Genomic DNA, 15,871 nt, shown 5'->3' on the forward strand with positions numbered 1-15,871 from the left:
TTTTAGTAAAACACGATTCCAATTAAAATTCCAATAATTACAATAATATACGGCTTTACTTGCCATTTCATTAGCAATGTGAAAAGAATAATCGCAAAGACTGCATCCCATACATTGCTGATTGTTCCTGATACAATCGGTGTAAAGAAGGCAGCTGTTAAAATACCTACTACTGCTGCATTCATCCCAGCGATGGCACCGCGCAGCTTTGGATGCTGACTTAATGATACCCAAAATGGATAGGCGCCGAGTATAAGTAAAAATGCGGGTAAAAAGATTGCAAATATTGCCCATACAGCACCACCTACTCCGCCTAATACCATGCCGATATACGCCGCAAATGTAAACAATGGACCTGGCACCGCCTGTGTTGCCCCATAGCCTGTTAAAAATGACTCTAAAGACATAAGTCCGCTATGAACAAACTGTGCTTCTAATAACGGGAGTACGACATGGCCTCCACCAAACACGAGCGCACCCGCTGTATAAAATTTCTCGAACCATACGAGTGCTTCTATATTTACGATGTTATTTAAAAGAGGCAGCACGATGAGTAATGCAAAAAATAGTACGAGTAAAATAGCACCTGTTGTTTTAGATAATAATTGTGTGGCAGTGACTTTTTTAGGAGCCCCTTTAAATATCAGGTATCCGATAACACCAGCCATTAAAATGACGATTACTTGTGTCCAAGCAGTAGCGAAAAATAACAGTACCCCACAAGCAGCAACTGCTAACGTAATATGCTGCCAAGTTGGAAGCAGTTTCTTTGCCATATCGATAATCGCATGGGCTACAATCGCCACAGCGACAAGTTTTAACCCGTGAATCCAGCTCATATTAAAATCAGCCTGCAAATAAAATGCAGCAAATAGCATAAGTAAAAGGACAGATGGCATCGTAAAGCCGATAAATGACACGATACTTCCTACTATCCCACCTCGTATTAAACCGATGCCCATTCCAACCTGACTTGAAGCGGGACCCGGTAAAAATTGACTTAGTGCCACAAGATCCGCGTATTCCTCGTCTGTTAGCCATTTCTTCTGCTTGACATATGTTTGTTGAAAATAGCCTAAATGTGCGGTCGGACCACCAAAAGATGTACATCCGAGACGGAACGACACGATAAAAATTTCCCACAACCGAAGCATAAATAACTCCTTTCAATAAAAAAGCATGGGGGTGCCAATGTGACTGACTCCTCCATGCTTAAAACTATTTATTTGCTACAACATATCAAGTTATTGATGTAGTGTAAAGGGGGTGATGGGCGTTCAAAGCAGAAATTTACAAAGTTGTAACATCAAATGTTTTAACAAATGGGTTTATCACTTTTGTAAAGGTTTTGTAAATTCGTATGCTATTCCCCTAGGTGATCGATATAGCGATATAATGTCGACTTACTAATCCCTGTTTCCTCTTTAATCGCTTGTAATGTGTACTTTTTACTTTGATACATGTGAAAGGCTCTTTTTAAATTATCATCTGATTTTTTCGGTCGACCGATGGCTTTCCCCTGCTTTTTTGCTTCTTGCATCCCGAATGTTGTACGATGACTCATACAAGCTGTTTGAAGCTTGGCAAAAAAGGTCGTTGCTTCTATAAGAGACAACTGTAACATCGATGTACTTGAAATGTTGTCATGTAGAAAATGAATCGCTACTTCATCACGTTCAACGACTTTCAGTAAATCTTCGAATTGTGTCAAGGAGTCCGCTAGTACAACGATATTCTCCACATACACTTCATCTCCAGATTGAAGGTTCATCAATAAGTCTTCCAGTTGTGTTCGCTTTTTAGCATAAGGATGTTGTTCTATGTAAAGTTGATCCACTTCAACCGTTGTTAATTGGTTTGTCATTTGTTCATCCCCTTGAATAGGACGCTTATACCCGTAAATCATGTTCCACTCCCCTTTCCCAAAACTATTTCTTTTTGGGAATATTAATGGTACTATTATGAATGTCATTTTTGTCACTAACTACTTAGGTAGTACTATATCGAAAGGAGAAACAGTATGCAAACATTAAAAGAGCAATGGTTTGGGAATATTCGTGGCGATATTTTATCAGGCATTGTCGTTGCATTAGCACTTATTCCAGAAGCGATTGCCTTCTCTATTATTGCCGGGGTAGACCCAATGGTTGGGCTTTATGCGTCGTTCTGTATTGCGACCATTATTGCCTTTGTCGGTGGACGTCCTGGTATGATTTCAGCTGCAACAGGGGCGATGGCGCTTGTCATGGTGAACTTAGTCGCTGATCATGGATTGAATTATTTATTAGCCGCAACGATTTTAACGGGGATTATTCAAATATTCATGGGGGTTTTCGGCATTGCTAAGCTTATGCGATTCATTCCAAATGCCGTGATGATTGGCTTCGTCAATGCATTAGCCATCTTAATTTTTATGGCTCAAGTTCCCCACTTCCTCGGTGAAGGATGGCTAACGTATGTATTTATCGGTGTGACCTTACTGATTGTATACACTGTACCGCGCTTTTTTAAAGCGATTCCTGCTCCGCTTATTGCCATTGTTGTATTAACAGCAGTCGCATTTATGTCAGGTGTGGAATTAAAAACAATCGGTGATCTTGGTACGATTACACAAAGCTTACCGTCATTCTTTATTCCGGATGTGCCATTTAATTTGGAGACACTTAGCATTATTTTACCGTATTCATTAGCACTTGCGGTTGTTGGTTTGCTGGAGTCTTTATTAACGGCACAAATTGTGGATGATATGACCGATACAAAATCAGATAAAAACCGTGAAGCACGTGGTCAAGGGATTGCGAACTTCATTAACGGTTTTTTTGGCGGAATGGCTGGCTGTGCAATGATTGGTCAATCGGTCATTAACGTAAAATCAGGTGGTCGAGGTCGCCTGTCTACATTAATAGCGGGTGTTTTCTTAATGTTCCTTATTTTAGTGTTAGGTGACTTAGTAGTCGATATTCCGATGCCTGTACTGGTTGGTATTATGGTGATGGTATCGATCGGTACATTTGACTGGGGATCGTTTAAATATATCGTAACAGCTCCTCGTGCAGATGCCATTGTCATGCTAGCAACAGTTGCAATTGTTGTGTACACAGATAATTTAGCGATTGGCGTAGTAACCGGTGTTATTTTAAGTGCCCTATTCTTTGTCGCCAGTATTTCAAAAGTAAAAATGAAACAGCATGGGACAACGTATATTATTGAAGGACCCCTTTTCTTCGCCTCCACACAAAGCTTTGTACAGTCATTTGAACAAGTGTTAGAAAAAGAAGTAACAATCGATTTATCAAGCTCTCACCTGTGGGACGAATCAGCAGTTGGCGCTGTTGTAAAAGTAGTAGCCAAGCTAGAAGAGCAAGGAACAACGGTTCATGTGAAAGGATTAAATCCGGCAAGTGAAGAATTATACAATAAACTAGTCGGTTTAACAGGCGGGCACTAAGGAGGAATGGGAAATGTATAAGCACATTTTATTAGCCGCAGATGGCTCTGAGAATGCCATCCGTGCAGCAAAAGAAGCGATTAAAATTGCGAGTCTTTCAGAAGGGGCACTCATTGATATTGTCTATGTAGCAGACTTTGAAAAAGCGAAGCAAGATGTTCTACATGCAGCATCGCCAGAAAGCCTAGCTTTAGAACGTCGCCGTAAAGTAGCTCCTATTGAACAACTAGTAAAAGAAGCAAAGATCCAATCAAAAATTACGATTTTAAAAGGGACACCTGGTCCGGAAATCGTTCGCTATGCCAATGCATCTCAAGTAGACTTAGTCGTTATCGGCAGCCGCGGACTGAATACACTGCAAGAAATGGTCTTAGGCAGTGTGAGCCATAAAGTGTTGAAGCGTGTAAACTGCCCAGCATTAGTTGTAAAATAGAGAAGTAGCCCCCTATTAAGAACATGTCTTAATAAGGGGCTTATTTTTATCTGGTTGCGACTTTTGCTTTTTGTAGGCGATGCCTCGTGATATATCCCGTAAACAATACGGTCGCTACTACTAACAATTCAAAGCTAAACATGGACACATGACTTTGGAAAAACGGTGCCACATAAGCGTCCTTCATAATCATTTTAGAGGCTGTCCATGCTAAAATACCAGCCCCCATATAAATGATAAACGGGAAAAGCTCAATCAATTTAATGACGATTGTACTTCCCCACACAACAATGGGAATCGAGATGAATAGACCAATCACAACTAATAAAAAATTACCGTGTGCTGCACCCGCAACGCCAATAATATTATCGACACCCATTAAAATATCTGCTAATAAAATCGTACCAACTGCCCCCCAAAAGCTCTTCTCAGAAGGCTTAACATCTATCTCTTCCTCATTCAATAAAAGCTTATACGCAATATAAACTAACAGTACACCGCCAACTAATAACAGCCCATCAATTTCTAATAAGCGAACAGCGACTAACGTTAACAAAACTCGTACACAAATAGCGCCAAAAGTGCCTATGAGGATGACCTTCTTTTGCTGCTTTTTCGGTAAATTTTTCGCCACTAACCCGATCAGCAATGCATTATCACCAGCAAGCACTAAATCAATGACAATGATAGATAGTAAAGCCGTTAAAAACTCAGTCGTCATAATATCCACTATGTATTATCCTTTCTTTTGCAAATGTTTGTAGCAAAGAAAGTATATGTAGATAGTAGCTCATTCAGAAGTTAATAAACTTTTTCAAATGATTGCGTTAAATTTCAGCTCTTCACCAAAACGTATACTTGACCGCACATTCCGTTACGGGCGGACGCTTTCCGCGGGCGAGGTCAAGCCTCCTCGTCACTCATACTTCGGTGCTCCTGTCGCTACGCTTTCGTCGCAAATAAATTTCCTGCGGGGTCTCGGGCCAACAGGATGTTGGTCACAAAGGCGTTGTCACAGGACGTGACGGTTTTAGCCTTTGTTCTTCTATCGCTTTTCCCGCTGGAAGCTTTGCTCTGTAGCAAAAGGCGCATGCCGTCAGCTACACTCGCCGCCCTTCACTCCATGTGCTTTTAGAATTCTACATTTTTTAATCAAGAACATATTTTGGAATCGAACCTAAATTTTATTGCTGCTTTTCCTTAAAATAGAAGCGTGTTAAAGTTTTGACCTTTAATGATTCGCCCTACTTATAATTTAGATTCAATTAAATGATAATAATCCATTTTCCAAATGCCATCTTCTCTTAACATGGCAAAGGTTATTCCATATGTGGATGAACCAAGTGAGATCTTCATTTCAACAATTTTCATTTCTTCGTTACTTGTATCCTCTATAACTGAAATCGAATCATAGTAACGATACATTAAATAATCGATTTCAAATTGCGAAGACACTGTTTCGATGTACTGTTCAACAAACTTTGTACTATCATTAATCTTCCCACCGTTATAAGTGATTTTGTAAATTTTTTCGAATTCTTGGTTCATTACTAAATTCATATGGATTAAGACCATTTCTTCTGGTGTGAAGTTTGTAAGATTTGCTATAGAGCCACTTTCTAAAAACTGATTATAAGCCTCTAGCTTTTCTTCTGTTAGTTCTTCGAGGTAAGTGAATTGTTCTTTTGCTGATGCTTCATTAGTATTATAATCTTTTATCGTTTCAGCAGGATCTTCTTCCTCAACACATCCACATAAAAATATCATAAAAGCAAACATGGCAATCACTTTAATCACTCTCATAAAATCACCCCTTTAAATCCCATCCTTTTTAAATGCTATCCATATATCCTGTTGTTAGATTGGATGAACTATTCTGTTCCCTGCTTACCGTAACCTTCGCCGAATTGGATCGAATGCAATTGCCCATTACTAGCCCAATTATCTCGGTCATATTCATCAAATATGATCGTTATCCACTCTTTTTTGACATTTAAAATTTTTTCTGCCTCTGCCGTAATTGCATTTACAAATTGCTGTTTTTGTTCGACCGATCTTCCTTTTGCTAGCTTTATAGTAATGACTGGCATGATACGTCCTCCCTTAATGAGTGCCTCTAATTAAATAACTAAATATTACAACTATTCATTATACAAGAAAACAATGTATATGGAATAAAAATCTACCTAATAACATCTTGCTTCCTACTCATTGACAGTCCGAATGCACAAAGAAATATATCTATAATAACTTTTCTTCAAAATGCTTTTTTACATGTGGCCATTCTTCTTTCATAATGCTGTACATTACTGTATGGCGAATGGTGCCTTCTTTTCGAATCATATGATTACGGAGGACCCCTTCTTTTGTTGCACCTATTCGTTCAATCGCTCGTTGTGAACGGATATTTTCATGACCCGTTTTAATTTGCACACGGTTCAACTGAAGCTCCTCAAAGCAGTATTGTAGCAATACGTATTTACAATTTGTATTAACTGCTGTTCGCCAATATGCAGGTGTAATCCATGTAGAGCCGATTTCAAGACGTTTATGCTCACGTGAAATATCTAGAAACCATGTACAGCCAACAATGTTTCCTGACGATTTTTCAACAATTACAAAAGCAAAATCTGTTCCAGCCTCACACTTCTCGATTGCCCCTTGTATATACGCTACCACTCGTTCTCGCTCCGTTAAATCGACCGACAGATGCTCCCAAATTCGCTTGTCCTGTGCCGCTTTAAAAATACCATCCTCATGTTCCCTACCTATTGGAATTAAAGCAATGAACTCGTTTTCTAATTTCTTCATGTTATCCCTCCTTGCTCTTATTTAACTGTATTTTTGATATGATAGGTATAACCAAAAATGAATGAAAATACTATACCAGGAGGGATGAGATGGAGCTTCAAATTTTGCTAACAAACGACAGGTCTAAATATATTCAAATATATGAACAGATTAACCGAGCCATTTTACATAACAGGCTTTCGGCACATACGAAGCTACCGGCAAAACGTCAATTAGCGGAACAATTGAACGTTAGCGTAATGACTGTTCAAATCGCCTATGAACAGCTATTAAGTGAAGGCTTTATTTATGCTATCGAACGTGTAGGCTATTTTGTTTCTAAAATCGAAAGTGAAGGGCATTACATAGGCAAAACTATAATCATCCCGGAAAAAGTCACTGTAGATGATGAAATCATTAATTTTAAAAGTGGACAAGTAGACAATGATACGTTTCCTTATAAACATTGGCATCGGCTATATGGAAAGGAGCTTCAAATATTTAATGGGATGAATGCACCATGGCAAGGAGAAGCTGGATTAAGAATTCAAATTGCTACTTATTTGGCACAAGCTAGAGGTCTTCACTGCCAGCCAGAACAAGTATATATTTTTAGTGGGTTTCAGCAGCAGTTAATGAATATCTGTTTATTTTTCAATCGCCAAGCAGTAGGAATGGAAGAACCAGGTTTTCTTCGGGCAAAAGCTATATTCAATCAACTAACAATGACATCGTATGCCATTCCTATTGATGAAGAAGGTTGTACCGTGCCAACTGAGAATATTAAAGTCCTTTACACAACGCCTGCTCATCAATATCCAACCGGTATCATTATGTCGGTTTCAAGAAGAGTACAGTTATTAAACTGGGCCGTATCTAATAACAGCTATATTTTAGAAGATGACTATGAAGCTGAATTTCGTTATAAAGGTTCCCCCATCCCTACGTTATCCCATTTAGATAACGATGAACATGTCATTTATTTAGGGACATTTTCAAAAACATTATTACCGGCTCTTCGGGTGAGCTATATAGTAATCCCTAAATCTTTATTGAATGACTTTGAAGAGTTTAACAAGCACCAAAAATCGACTGTATCCAAAATCGATCAACACGTTATTGCTAAGTTTATGGAGGAAGGATTGTACAGCAAGCATATTGCGAAAATGCGGACCTTATATCGAAATAAGAGAAAATATTTAATAGAATGTCTAAAAGAATCTTTCGGAGAAGATATCACAATCCACGGAGATGCAGCTGGTCTCCATATCATCGTACAACTGCCAAAGAGATTAGATGAAACAAAAGCTATTACATTAGCAAAACAGACAGGTGTCTCAATTGACCCCGTATCCGTCATGTATGGGAAAAACAAGCCGAATCATCACGTAATGATTGGCTATGGTGCTTCATCTATTGATGAAATTAAACACGGTGTGCAATTGCTAAATATTGCATGGAAAAGAGAACACAACTACTAATCGAAATGCAGTCATTAATCCTATTTCCTTAGCTCTATAAATGATTTAACATAGGGTTGATTTCCGTTCCAAATTTATTTGCAACGAAAGCAGAGTGAGAGGAGCAGTTGGTCATTTTCCTCCAGGTGTCCAACCTCCACTCCAATCAACAAGCTCTTTATTTAATAACTTCACGCTCTACTTCTAGCAATCAAATAAATTATTTATTTTTACACAGAATTTCCCATACAAACAAGATGACAAATAAGAATGTACGTTCTATAATGGTAATTAATTCAAATGGAGGTGTAAGATATGAGACCACCACTAACTAAAGATTTAAATGTAGAAGATTTTCGCAATTATTATTGGTTGAAAGAAGAGCTACAATCATTTGGCAGAGACAATGGCATGATTACTTCTGGCTCTAAACTTGAGCTAACTGATCGAATTGCTGTATTTCTTCAAACAGGCGAAATACAACAGCCACTCAAAAAAAGAAAAACACTCTCAATCGAAAACATAGCTATCAATTTGAGTTTGGATACGGTGATTACTGAAAATCATCGTTGTAGCCAAGCAGTAAGAGCCTTTTTCAAAGCTGAAATTCCTAATTTTCATTTTTCTACCTATATTCAAAATTATTTTAAAGAAAATGTCGGAAAAACATATCGTGATGTTGTCAGCGCTTGGTATGAAGAATTAGAACGCCAAAAGGACCCAGCGTACAAGAAAGTAATCGCCCCACAATTTGAATATAATCAGTTCATCCAAGATTATTTTGCAGACCCCAAAAATAATGAAAAAACGCGAGACGATGCTATTACAGCTTGGAAGGAAATTAAACAGCTTCCTGGGAGCAATAAATACATAGCTAAACAGGAAGAATGAAGGATATAATACTCCCCTTTTGCCCCGAGGACATGCCGAATGGTGATGACTGACAATCTTCAAAGAGCAAATGCATAGTATGAGTAGTATGAAGAATACGGAAGGTGGCATGCCATGCATTGTACAAATTTTCATCGACGTGTGCTTACAGTAACAGGAAATGGCAAGGTAACGGCAAAAGCAAGCTATATTCAGATTGAAATAGCGGTGAGTACACGCGGTCAAGATATACGAAAAGCACAGCAAGACAATGCCAACAGTATGAATCGTGTTATCCAATCGATTTTAGCATTAAATGTGCCAAGAGAAGCTATTCAAACAGCGGCCTATACAATCTCTCCAACGTATGATTATATTGAAGGAAAGCAAGTATTCAGGGACTATGTGGTGACAAATGCCATTACCGTGAAAGTAACAGACATTAGCCAGGCCGGGAAGGTTATGGATGTGGCTGTACAAAACGGCGCAAATCGGATTTCCTCCTTACAATTTCAAATCGAAAATGCAGACGTCTATTATCAACAAGCACTCAGTTTAGCGCTACAAAATGCGCAGATGAAGGCCAAAACGATTGCAGAGACAATGCACTTACCATTGTATCCTCAACCAATCGAAATTGTGGAAGAACGTACAGAAGCTCCTGCTCTCTATCGCGAGGTAGCAATGGTAAATGAGGCAATGTCAACCCCTATCGAACAAGGAGAAATGACGATTAGTGCAACTGTCCGTGTGAAATTTCATTATTAACCTTCTATAAGCATTCAGGATGAGCCCCTGTTATGGGCTCATCCTGAACGATTACTATCTTTTTGAATCTGTTTCATCCATTGTGACACGTGGATGCTCTTCCATATAAGGCTGTAAATAATTTTCACGCAGTTCGTGACGCATATACCCCATGACCCCAAGAATGAGGACGAATGTTGCGACAGATAGGAAAAATGCTTTTCCGCTATTTCGCTCGCCCGCTACATGTAGAAGTCCACAAAGTACAATCGTTAAAATAATAGAAGCAACTAACAGGGAGGTTAATAATACATCTTCCCCTAAATAAAGCATCCGAATATTTGTCTCAAATGAGAATAATAAAATAAATCCTGTAGCGATTTGGCATAATGTGACCCATAAAGCCATTTTCACACCAAACTTCTTTAATCCTTGTTCGTGCTCTAAAATCGCTTTCTGTTTTCGCCCTTTCCATGTGTAATAAACAAATAAATAAAATCCACCAGCAGCTAAGCTAGCTAAAATAAAATGGAAATAGCGCTGCCAAATTTGTGGATAATAAATTAAACTGTGAAAGAACCCTTGTGCATCTCCCCATTTTTCAGGATATAGCATCGATACAACATTTACGATAAAGATGAGCGGTACAAACAATAAAATCGCTGCACCAAGTCCCCCCACCATCATATGTAGCGCTTTTTTTTGTTGCCAACGCTCCCATGTAAACTTATATAAATACAGTAAAAGAAATGCAATAATTAATAGGAGTATTACACTTAACCATGCTTTACCAATTAATATCGTGGAATTGTAAAAATACTGTGTATAAATAACGCTGACGATTAACAGCGGTCCAACACCTAATACAACAGCAATACTTTTATGAATCGATGCATGCCATGAACAAACTTTTGCCATTGCATCTAGCTTGCTATTTTTTTTGATGATGCCTATTCCCTCAAGTAACACCGCACTTGAAGCTAGTGCAATCGTAAAATTCACAAATAGAATATGCAAAATAAATGTAATGACGATAAGTACTTCCAGCAACCCAATATTTGCAGGAATCGGCAAATTAATATCGTTGGATATGAAACCAAGTACAATATTATTCATTCGCAGCCACCCCATTTTCCTGTTCGGTAATTTTTGCTAAATAGGCGGCAAGTGCCTCCAGTTCTTCTTCTGTCCCCATAAACGGTGGCATCGCTTTACGGACATTGTGCATCGTCGGTATAAATGTTTTAATCGACTCTTCAGACCAGCCTTCCACACGATTGGCCATCGCACGACTGGAACGCCAACCATTTTCTGTATGACAAATTAAACATTGACCAATGAAAATATCGCGTCCGGCTTCTGCTTTTGTTGTATATTGGTCAACCGTATCATATGTAGCCCAAGCAGCATTCATTAAATAGCCTTCTTCATTGATTTCATCTTGTTTCTCTGCTAGTAAACCATTGGCATACATGTAGTCATAAATAATATATGGTTTACGTATAGACTCACGAACCATTTCAAATTCCCCTATAAAGCTTAAAGAAGTAGCAAATACAGCAAGTGATAAAACCCATGGCAATGTTTTCGGTTTTACTGTAATCCAGAATAAAAAGACGATGAGTAGTAATAACCCTACCCCATTTATAATCTGAAACATCGTGTCACTCATGCCCGTAGACCAAACAATCATGTCATATGTTTCTGCAGGAATACTTTTTAAATACCATAATCCTGTTATGAACGTTCCCGGTAAGCTAATCGCCCCCCAGAAAGCAAAAACATTGAGCATTTCCGATTGCAGTTCCTTATCCTTTAATCGCCATCTCACAAAGAATGACGTAATCGTAATCGCTAACATAACCGCTAAGAACATGCGGAAACCAAGTGATGGTAAGTACGTTGGGTTGATAAATGCATCCCAAAATGATTTCGTTTCAATCCAATTTCCCGGTGTTAGCTTTGCTGCAAGAACACCTGTAATAATCGCCATCGTAAGCCATGAAAAAAGGGCAAGTGCAATCCCTAAATTAATATGTTTTTTACGCTGTACAATCGTTTGACATTTATCCCATGTGTAATAATAAATAATCAGCAATACAACCTCAGTGATAAAGACAATCCATTCTACAACCCATGCCCAGAAAAATATGCGAAGTAGTGAGCCGATGGAGTCGGGCTGCAAAACAGTCGTTGAAAACCATATTCCTACTCCCGTCATAGCCCCCATTGTCGTCGTAATAATTAAAATCCATTTCGCCATCTTTTTAGCGAGTTCATTTAATTCGTTATTTTTCTTTTTCATTGCACGGTATTCAGCCGACACCGCCAGTACGGTCATCCCGATTGCGATGCCATGACTAATCATGACATGGATAATAGCAATCGCTGCAATAACTGTTCCGTTTCCAAACCATGTAAAGTCAACGGATGGAAAATTCATTGTTGTAGCCTCCTTTTACTTTAATGGCTACATCGTAACGGAAAGTTATGTGAGAAATTTGAAGAAACATTGTGAGAAAAGTGAAATATAGGGAGTTCACCATTTTGTAAATTGGATTTCAAAGTTATTTTACAAAAACGTCAAATGTATCCGACTTATAAAGAAAAACTCACTGTCAATTTGTAGTGAGCTTTGAAGCAGTTAGAATTAGAATGGAACATATTATGAGCGATTTCGTTGTTAAAATAAGAGATAGCATTTTATCATGAATGTATTAAATAACAAAAATTAGAAATTTCACAAAATCTTAATAATATAGCATTATTTCATGTATGTATTCATTTATAATTGATTAAAAGCTAGTTTTAGAGTTTTAAAGAGAATATTTTTTTGAAATGATAGAATTTCTTCACCCATATATTATTTTCTTGGAGGGCAGTACACGTGATATTTTTTGATCTTGATGATACCTTATTTGATCGTGAACGAACAGATCGGCTCGCAACAATTGATTTTTATAAAGAGTATTCAAATGAGTTGAAAATGAGTCGAACCGAATGCATGGATTTATGGTATAGATCGTATACAAATTACTTAAAAGGAAATTTAGTGAAAGATTTATCATTTCAAGAACTTAAAAGAAAGCAAATGAGAGACTTCTTTGGTTACCACCTGACAGATCAAGATGCAGAAAATAGATTTGATGGTTTACTCAAGTACTATAGCAAGCATTGTACTACTTTTGATGACGTAGTGCCTTGTCTCGATCAATTAAAACAACGGCAATTTAAGCTTGGGATTATAAGTAATGGCCATTATATAAAAGAGATAAAAAAATTAGAATTTCTAGGAATACATCACTATTTTGACTATATCATTACAGCAAGTGAAGTTGGAGCAGCTAAACCTAGACCAGAGATTTTTTTAGAAGCTTGTCGCCAAGCCAACGTGAATCCACAAGAAGCTTATTATATCGGTGATGAGCTAGTAGCTGATGTCATTGCAAGTAAACGATGTGGAATGAACGCGGTATGGATAAATAGAAACAAATCTATGAGCTATAATATGTTCATGGAAATACATAATCTTAGTGAGTTGGATAATTTAATTAAATAGTAAGACTACGTACTGAGTTGCCTCAAACATGCTCACGATAAAGGTATCTAATAAAAAAGATGATCTCTGCTTTGAAAACAGAAATCATCTTTTTATCTTAATTTAAATGTTCCGCAAAGAAGTCAACCATTGCATTGTAAAATTCAATACGGTTTTCTTCATTAGCGAAGCCATGTCCTTCATTGTCCTTGACCATATATTGTACGTCAACGCCTCTTTTTCTTAGCGCTTCAACAATTTGGTCAGACTCTTGTTTATTGACACGTGGATCATTTGCCCCCTGTGCAACAAATAAAGGTGTTTTAATTTTATCGACATGGAATACTGGTGAAGCTGCTTTTAACAATTCCTTATCTTTTTCAGGATGCCCTACTCGCTCATAAAACATATTGCGTTGTGTTTCCCAATATGGTGGAATTGTGTCGAGTAATGTAAAGATATTTGAAACCCCTACATAATCTACCGCTGCTGCATAAAGGTCTGGTGTAAATGTAATCCCAGCTAATGTTGCATACCCGCCAAATGAAGCACCGTAAATCCCGATGTTCTCAGGGTCTGCAATGCCTTGGTCAATCGCCCATTGTACACCATCAGTGATATCACCTTGAATTTTTAAGCCCCATTGTTTATTACCTGCATCTACAAACGCTTTCCCATAACCTGTTGACGATCTAAAGTTCATTTGCAGAACAGCATAGCCGCGGTTTGCTAATAACTGAACTTCATAGTTGAATCCCCATACATCACGAGCCCATGGTCCACCGTGTGGAATAACAATTAACGGTAAGTCTTCAGCTACTTTATTCTTTGGTAATGTTAAATAGCCATGAATCGTTAAGCCGTCTCTACTTTTATATGAAATAGAGTGCATTTCTGCTAAGCTGTTCACATCTAACCAAGAGGCTAGTTCTGCTAATGGTGTGATTGCATCAGTGTCAGCATCATAATAATAGTATTGACCGTACACTGTATCGCTCGAAACACTTACGATAAATTTCGTCATTTCTTTGTTATAATCATTAATACCTAATTCACTCTCATGTACACCTAGCTTTTCTTTGATTTGGTTAAAAATTTGTTCAAATTCGCTATCGAAAAATTCGTAATGTACTTTATCCGTAATGTATGCACCGTAAAGAAGCTGATCCTTCGATGAACTATACAATGCACCTGCAATATCTACATTAGGATTTGAGAAAACGACTTCTTCATTGCCTTTTAAATCAAATTTGACTAGTTCAATCTTATCACGCCCTTTATTGGATCTAGCGTAAATAGATTGATTATCTTGTGAAAACCCTAGTGGAGATACCGTATCACCAGCTTCAATCTCCATGAATGGTTTAAATTCCTCTTCTTCCGTCTCACGGTATAAAACAGTCCCTATAACTCCATCTGTTGCAACAGCCATACGAATTTGCCCATTGCTATCAGGAATCCAACTTTGAATATTCCCAGGGTTTTTTGCAACTAATTTTGTTTCACCTGTTGTTACATTTAATTTGTACACGTCAAATACAGTTGCATCTTCTTTATTCATCATAATTAAGATTTCATCTTTGACATCCTTTAAATAATCAATTGGATATGCGACAACATTCGGATATGGTGTTAAATCTTGCTCTGTTGCACCATTAAATGACGAAGAATAAATATGGTAGTTTTCATCCCCGCCATTATCTTTCAAATAGAAAACATGATCATCTTTCCAGAAAAATCCCGCAATATCGCGATCCGTTGTGCTCGTTACTCGCACTGGCTCACTATCACCGTTCATATTTTTGACGAACACATTTAAACGATTTTCCCACTCAGAAGCAAAAGAAATGTACTGTCCATCTGGAGAAAGCTGATACGCTAAATTTCCAGGGTTTCTCATGAAATCTTCTACTGAAATTTCAGCTACTCCTGTGTTATCAATATCTTTATTTAAATATTTTTGTACATTATGAAAGATTTTGTATGAATTTTTTTCTGTAACTGGCTGTAAAATCGAAATGCCTTTAAAGAATCCTAGTTTGCTAGCTGATTTTCTATAGTCAACTAACATTTCCTCATTCTCTTCTAAACCTAATGCTTTTATTAACACAAGTGCAGCTTCATTTTGTGTAATATAAGCATTTTCATCTTCAAACTGATAATCCCCAAGCCAATTCTCTATAATTTCCGCTCGCATGTAGTCCGAACCATGCTCGTACGTTAAAGCAGTGACAGCTTTTTCAAGAAAAGCTTTAATTGTCACTTGGTTACTTTCATTTGTAACAGCTGTCGTATCGTTTGCTAAAGCGGTAACTGGTATTGAAACGGCTAACGCTGCTACTAAAATGAATGATAACAATCGTTTTATCATTCAACCTTCCCCCTTTCATTTGTTACACTACTAATGATAAAGGAATAAATAAAATATGGTAATTTTTATTAAAAAATTCAAAATTAATACATATTAAGGGGTCTTTTTGTTAATAAATTTATTTTTCTGAAACTTTATTGGTTAGTAAAACGTATAGGGGGAAAATGCGGATTTACAACGATAAGGAAATTAAGATAAAGAAGCCTAACTTCTC

Annotated in this window: 15 protein-coding genes; 6 read left to right on the forward strand and 9 right to left on the reverse strand. The window is 37.6% G+C overall.

Going from position 1 to position 15,871, the window contains the following annotated elements; translation table 11 throughout:
• Positions 1–2: 2 nt before the first annotated feature.
• Positions 3–1,154, reverse strand: coding sequence for a chromate efflux transporter (gene chrA, locus ACQQ2I_RS10725; RefSeq protein WP_431026787.1), 1,152 nt, complete (start codon positions 1,152–1,154; stop codon positions 3–5).
• A gap of 209 nt (positions 1,155–1,363) precedes the next feature.
• Positions 1,364–1,906, reverse strand: a complete 543-nt coding sequence (locus tag ACQQ2I_RS10730; RefSeq protein ID WP_431026788.1) for a recombinase family protein — start codon at positions 1,904–1,906, stop codon at positions 1,364–1,366.
• A gap of 114 nt (positions 1,907–2,020) precedes the next feature.
• Here ACQQ2I_RS10730 and ACQQ2I_RS10735 point away from each other — a divergent pair, with 114 nt between their 5' ends.
• Together ACQQ2I_RS10735 and ACQQ2I_RS10740 are read left to right on the forward strand one after the other, a co-directional pair.
• Positions 2,021–3,448 (forward strand): SulP family inorganic anion transporter, encoded by a 1,428-nt coding sequence (locus tag ACQQ2I_RS10735; RefSeq protein ID WP_431026789.1) that lies wholly within the window; start codon positions 2,021–2,023, stop codon positions 3,446–3,448.
• A 13-nt stretch (positions 3,449–3,461) separates the two neighbouring features.
• A complete protein-coding gene (locus ACQQ2I_RS10740) occupies positions 3,462–3,881 on the forward strand; it encodes a universal stress protein (protein ID WP_431026790.1) in 420 nt (139 codons plus the stop codon).
• Positions 3,882–3,927: 46 nt separating this feature from the next.
• Here the strand turns inward: ACQQ2I_RS10740 and ACQQ2I_RS10745 are convergent, their stop codons facing one another.
• From ACQQ2I_RS10745 to ACQQ2I_RS10760, 4 genes are all read right to left on the reverse strand, one after another.
• Entirely contained in the window at positions 3,928–4,611 is a 684-nt protein-coding gene (locus ACQQ2I_RS10745) for a TerC family protein (RefSeq protein WP_431026791.1), read from the reverse strand.
• 518 nt (positions 4,612–5,129) lie between these two features.
• Positions 5,130–5,684: a hypothetical protein gene (locus tag ACQQ2I_RS10750; RefSeq protein WP_431026792.1), complete on the reverse strand. Its 555-nt coding sequence runs from the start codon at positions 5,682–5,684 to the stop codon at positions 5,130–5,132.
• A gap of 68 nt (positions 5,685–5,752) precedes the next feature.
• Positions 5,753–5,971: a tautomerase family protein gene (locus ACQQ2I_RS10755; protein ID WP_431026793.1), complete on the reverse strand. Its 219-nt coding sequence runs from the start codon at positions 5,969–5,971 to the stop codon at positions 5,753–5,755.
• 151 nt (positions 5,972–6,122) lie between these two features.
• Positions 6,123–6,692, reverse strand: a complete 570-nt coding sequence (locus tag ACQQ2I_RS10760; protein ID WP_431026794.1) for a GNAT family N-acetyltransferase — start codon at positions 6,690–6,692, stop codon at positions 6,123–6,125.
• 89 nt (positions 6,693–6,781) lie between these two features.
• Here ACQQ2I_RS10760 and ACQQ2I_RS10765 point away from each other — a divergent pair, with 89 nt between their 5' ends.
• From ACQQ2I_RS10765 to ACQQ2I_RS10775, 3 genes are all read left to right on the forward strand, one after another.
• The gene (locus ACQQ2I_RS10765) at positions 6,782–8,152 is read left to right on the forward strand and encodes a PLP-dependent aminotransferase family protein (RefSeq protein WP_431026795.1); all 1,371 of its coding nucleotides are present in this window, start codon (positions 6,782–6,784) and stop codon (positions 8,150–8,152) included.
• A 294-nt stretch (positions 8,153–8,446) separates the two neighbouring features.
• Complete coding sequence (locus ACQQ2I_RS10770; protein ID WP_431026796.1) at positions 8,447–9,022, forward strand: DUF6434 domain-containing protein; 576 nt, start codon at positions 8,447–8,449, stop codon at positions 9,020–9,022.
• Between the two features lie 114 nt (positions 9,023–9,136).
• Positions 9,137–9,769, forward strand: a complete 633-nt coding sequence (locus tag ACQQ2I_RS10775) for an SIMPL domain-containing protein (RefSeq protein ID WP_431026797.1) — start codon at positions 9,137–9,139, stop codon at positions 9,767–9,769.
• Positions 9,770–9,823: 54 nt separating this feature from the next.
• Here ACQQ2I_RS10775 and ACQQ2I_RS10780 read toward each other — a convergent pair whose 3' ends face one another.
• Entirely contained in the window at positions 9,824–10,864 is a 1,041-nt protein-coding gene (locus ACQQ2I_RS10780) for a cytochrome ubiquinol oxidase subunit I (protein ID WP_431026798.1), read from the reverse strand.
• A complete protein-coding gene (locus ACQQ2I_RS10785; protein WP_431026799.1) occupies positions 10,857–12,191 on the reverse strand; it encodes a c-type cytochrome in 1,335 nt (444 codons plus the stop codon). Before ACQQ2I_RS10785 ends, ACQQ2I_RS10780 begins: the two co-directional genes overlap by 8 nt.
• 444 nt (positions 12,192–12,635) lie before the next feature.
• Here ACQQ2I_RS10785 and ACQQ2I_RS10790 point away from each other — a divergent pair, with 444 nt between their 5' ends.
• On the forward strand, positions 12,636–13,307 hold the full coding sequence (locus tag ACQQ2I_RS10790; RefSeq protein WP_431026800.1) for an HAD family hydrolase: 672 nt from the start codon (positions 12,636–12,638) through the stop codon (positions 13,305–13,307).
• Between the two features lie 97 nt (positions 13,308–13,404).
• On the opposite strand, the gene ACQQ2I_RS10795 is transcribed toward ACQQ2I_RS10790, so the two are convergent.
• Positions 13,405–15,657: a S9 family peptidase gene (locus ACQQ2I_RS10795; RefSeq protein ID WP_431026801.1), complete on the reverse strand. Its 2,253-nt coding sequence runs from the start codon at positions 15,655–15,657 to the stop codon at positions 13,405–13,407.
• Positions 15,658–15,871: the final 214 nt, after the last annotated feature.

This window comes from Lysinibacillus sp. LZ02 (genome assembly GCF_050613145.1).
GTDB lineage: Bacteria > Bacillota > Bacilli > Bacillales_A > Planococcaceae > Lysinibacillus_B.

Bases quoted from the DNA above. Each gene is read 5' to 3' on its own strand.
- ACQQ2I_RS10755 (WP_431026793.1), bottom strand. From the start codon at position 5,971: ATGCCAGTCATTACTATAAAGCTAGCAAAAGGAAGATCGGTCGAACAA.
- ACQQ2I_RS10770 (WP_431026796.1), top strand. From the start codon at position 8,447: ATGAGACCACCACTAACTAAAGATTTAAATGTAGAAGATTTTCGCAAT.
- ACQQ2I_RS10760 (WP_431026794.1), bottom strand. From the start codon at position 6,692: ATGAAGAAATTAGAAAACGAGTTCATTGCTTTAATTCCAATAGGTAGG.
- ACQQ2I_RS10785 (WP_431026799.1), bottom strand. From the start codon at position 12,191: ATGAATTTTCCATCCGTTGACTTTACATGGTTTGGAAACGGAACAGTT.
- ACQQ2I_RS10750 (WP_431026792.1), bottom strand. From the start codon at position 5,684: ATGAGAGTGATTAAAGTGATTGCCATGTTTGCTTTTATGATATTTTTA.
- ACQQ2I_RS10780 (WP_431026798.1), bottom strand. From the start codon at position 10,864: ATGAATAATATTGTACTTGGTTTCATATCCAACGATATTAATTTGCCG.
- ACQQ2I_RS10730 (WP_431026788.1), bottom strand. From the start codon at position 1,906: ATGATTTACGGGTATAAGCGTCCTATTCAAGGGGATGAACAAATGACA.
- ACQQ2I_RS10775 (WP_431026797.1), top strand. From the start codon at position 9,137: ATGCATTGTACAAATTTTCATCGACGTGTGCTTACAGTAACAGGAAAT.
- ACQQ2I_RS10765 (WP_431026795.1), top strand. From the start codon at position 6,782: ATGGAGCTTCAAATTTTGCTAACAAACGACAGGTCTAAATATATTCAA.
- ACQQ2I_RS10740 (WP_431026790.1), top strand. From the start codon at position 3,462: ATGTATAAGCACATTTTATTAGCCGCAGATGGCTCTGAGAATGCCATC.
- ACQQ2I_RS10735 (WP_431026789.1), top strand. From the start codon at position 2,021: ATGCAAACATTAAAAGAGCAATGGTTTGGGAATATTCGTGGCGATATT.
- ACQQ2I_RS10795 (WP_431026801.1), bottom strand. From the start codon at position 15,657: ATGATAAAACGATTGTTATCATTCATTTTAGTAGCAGCGTTAGCCGTT.
- chrA (WP_431026787.1), bottom strand. From the start codon at position 1,154: ATGCTTCGGTTGTGGGAAATTTTTATCGTGTCGTTCCGTCTCGGATGT.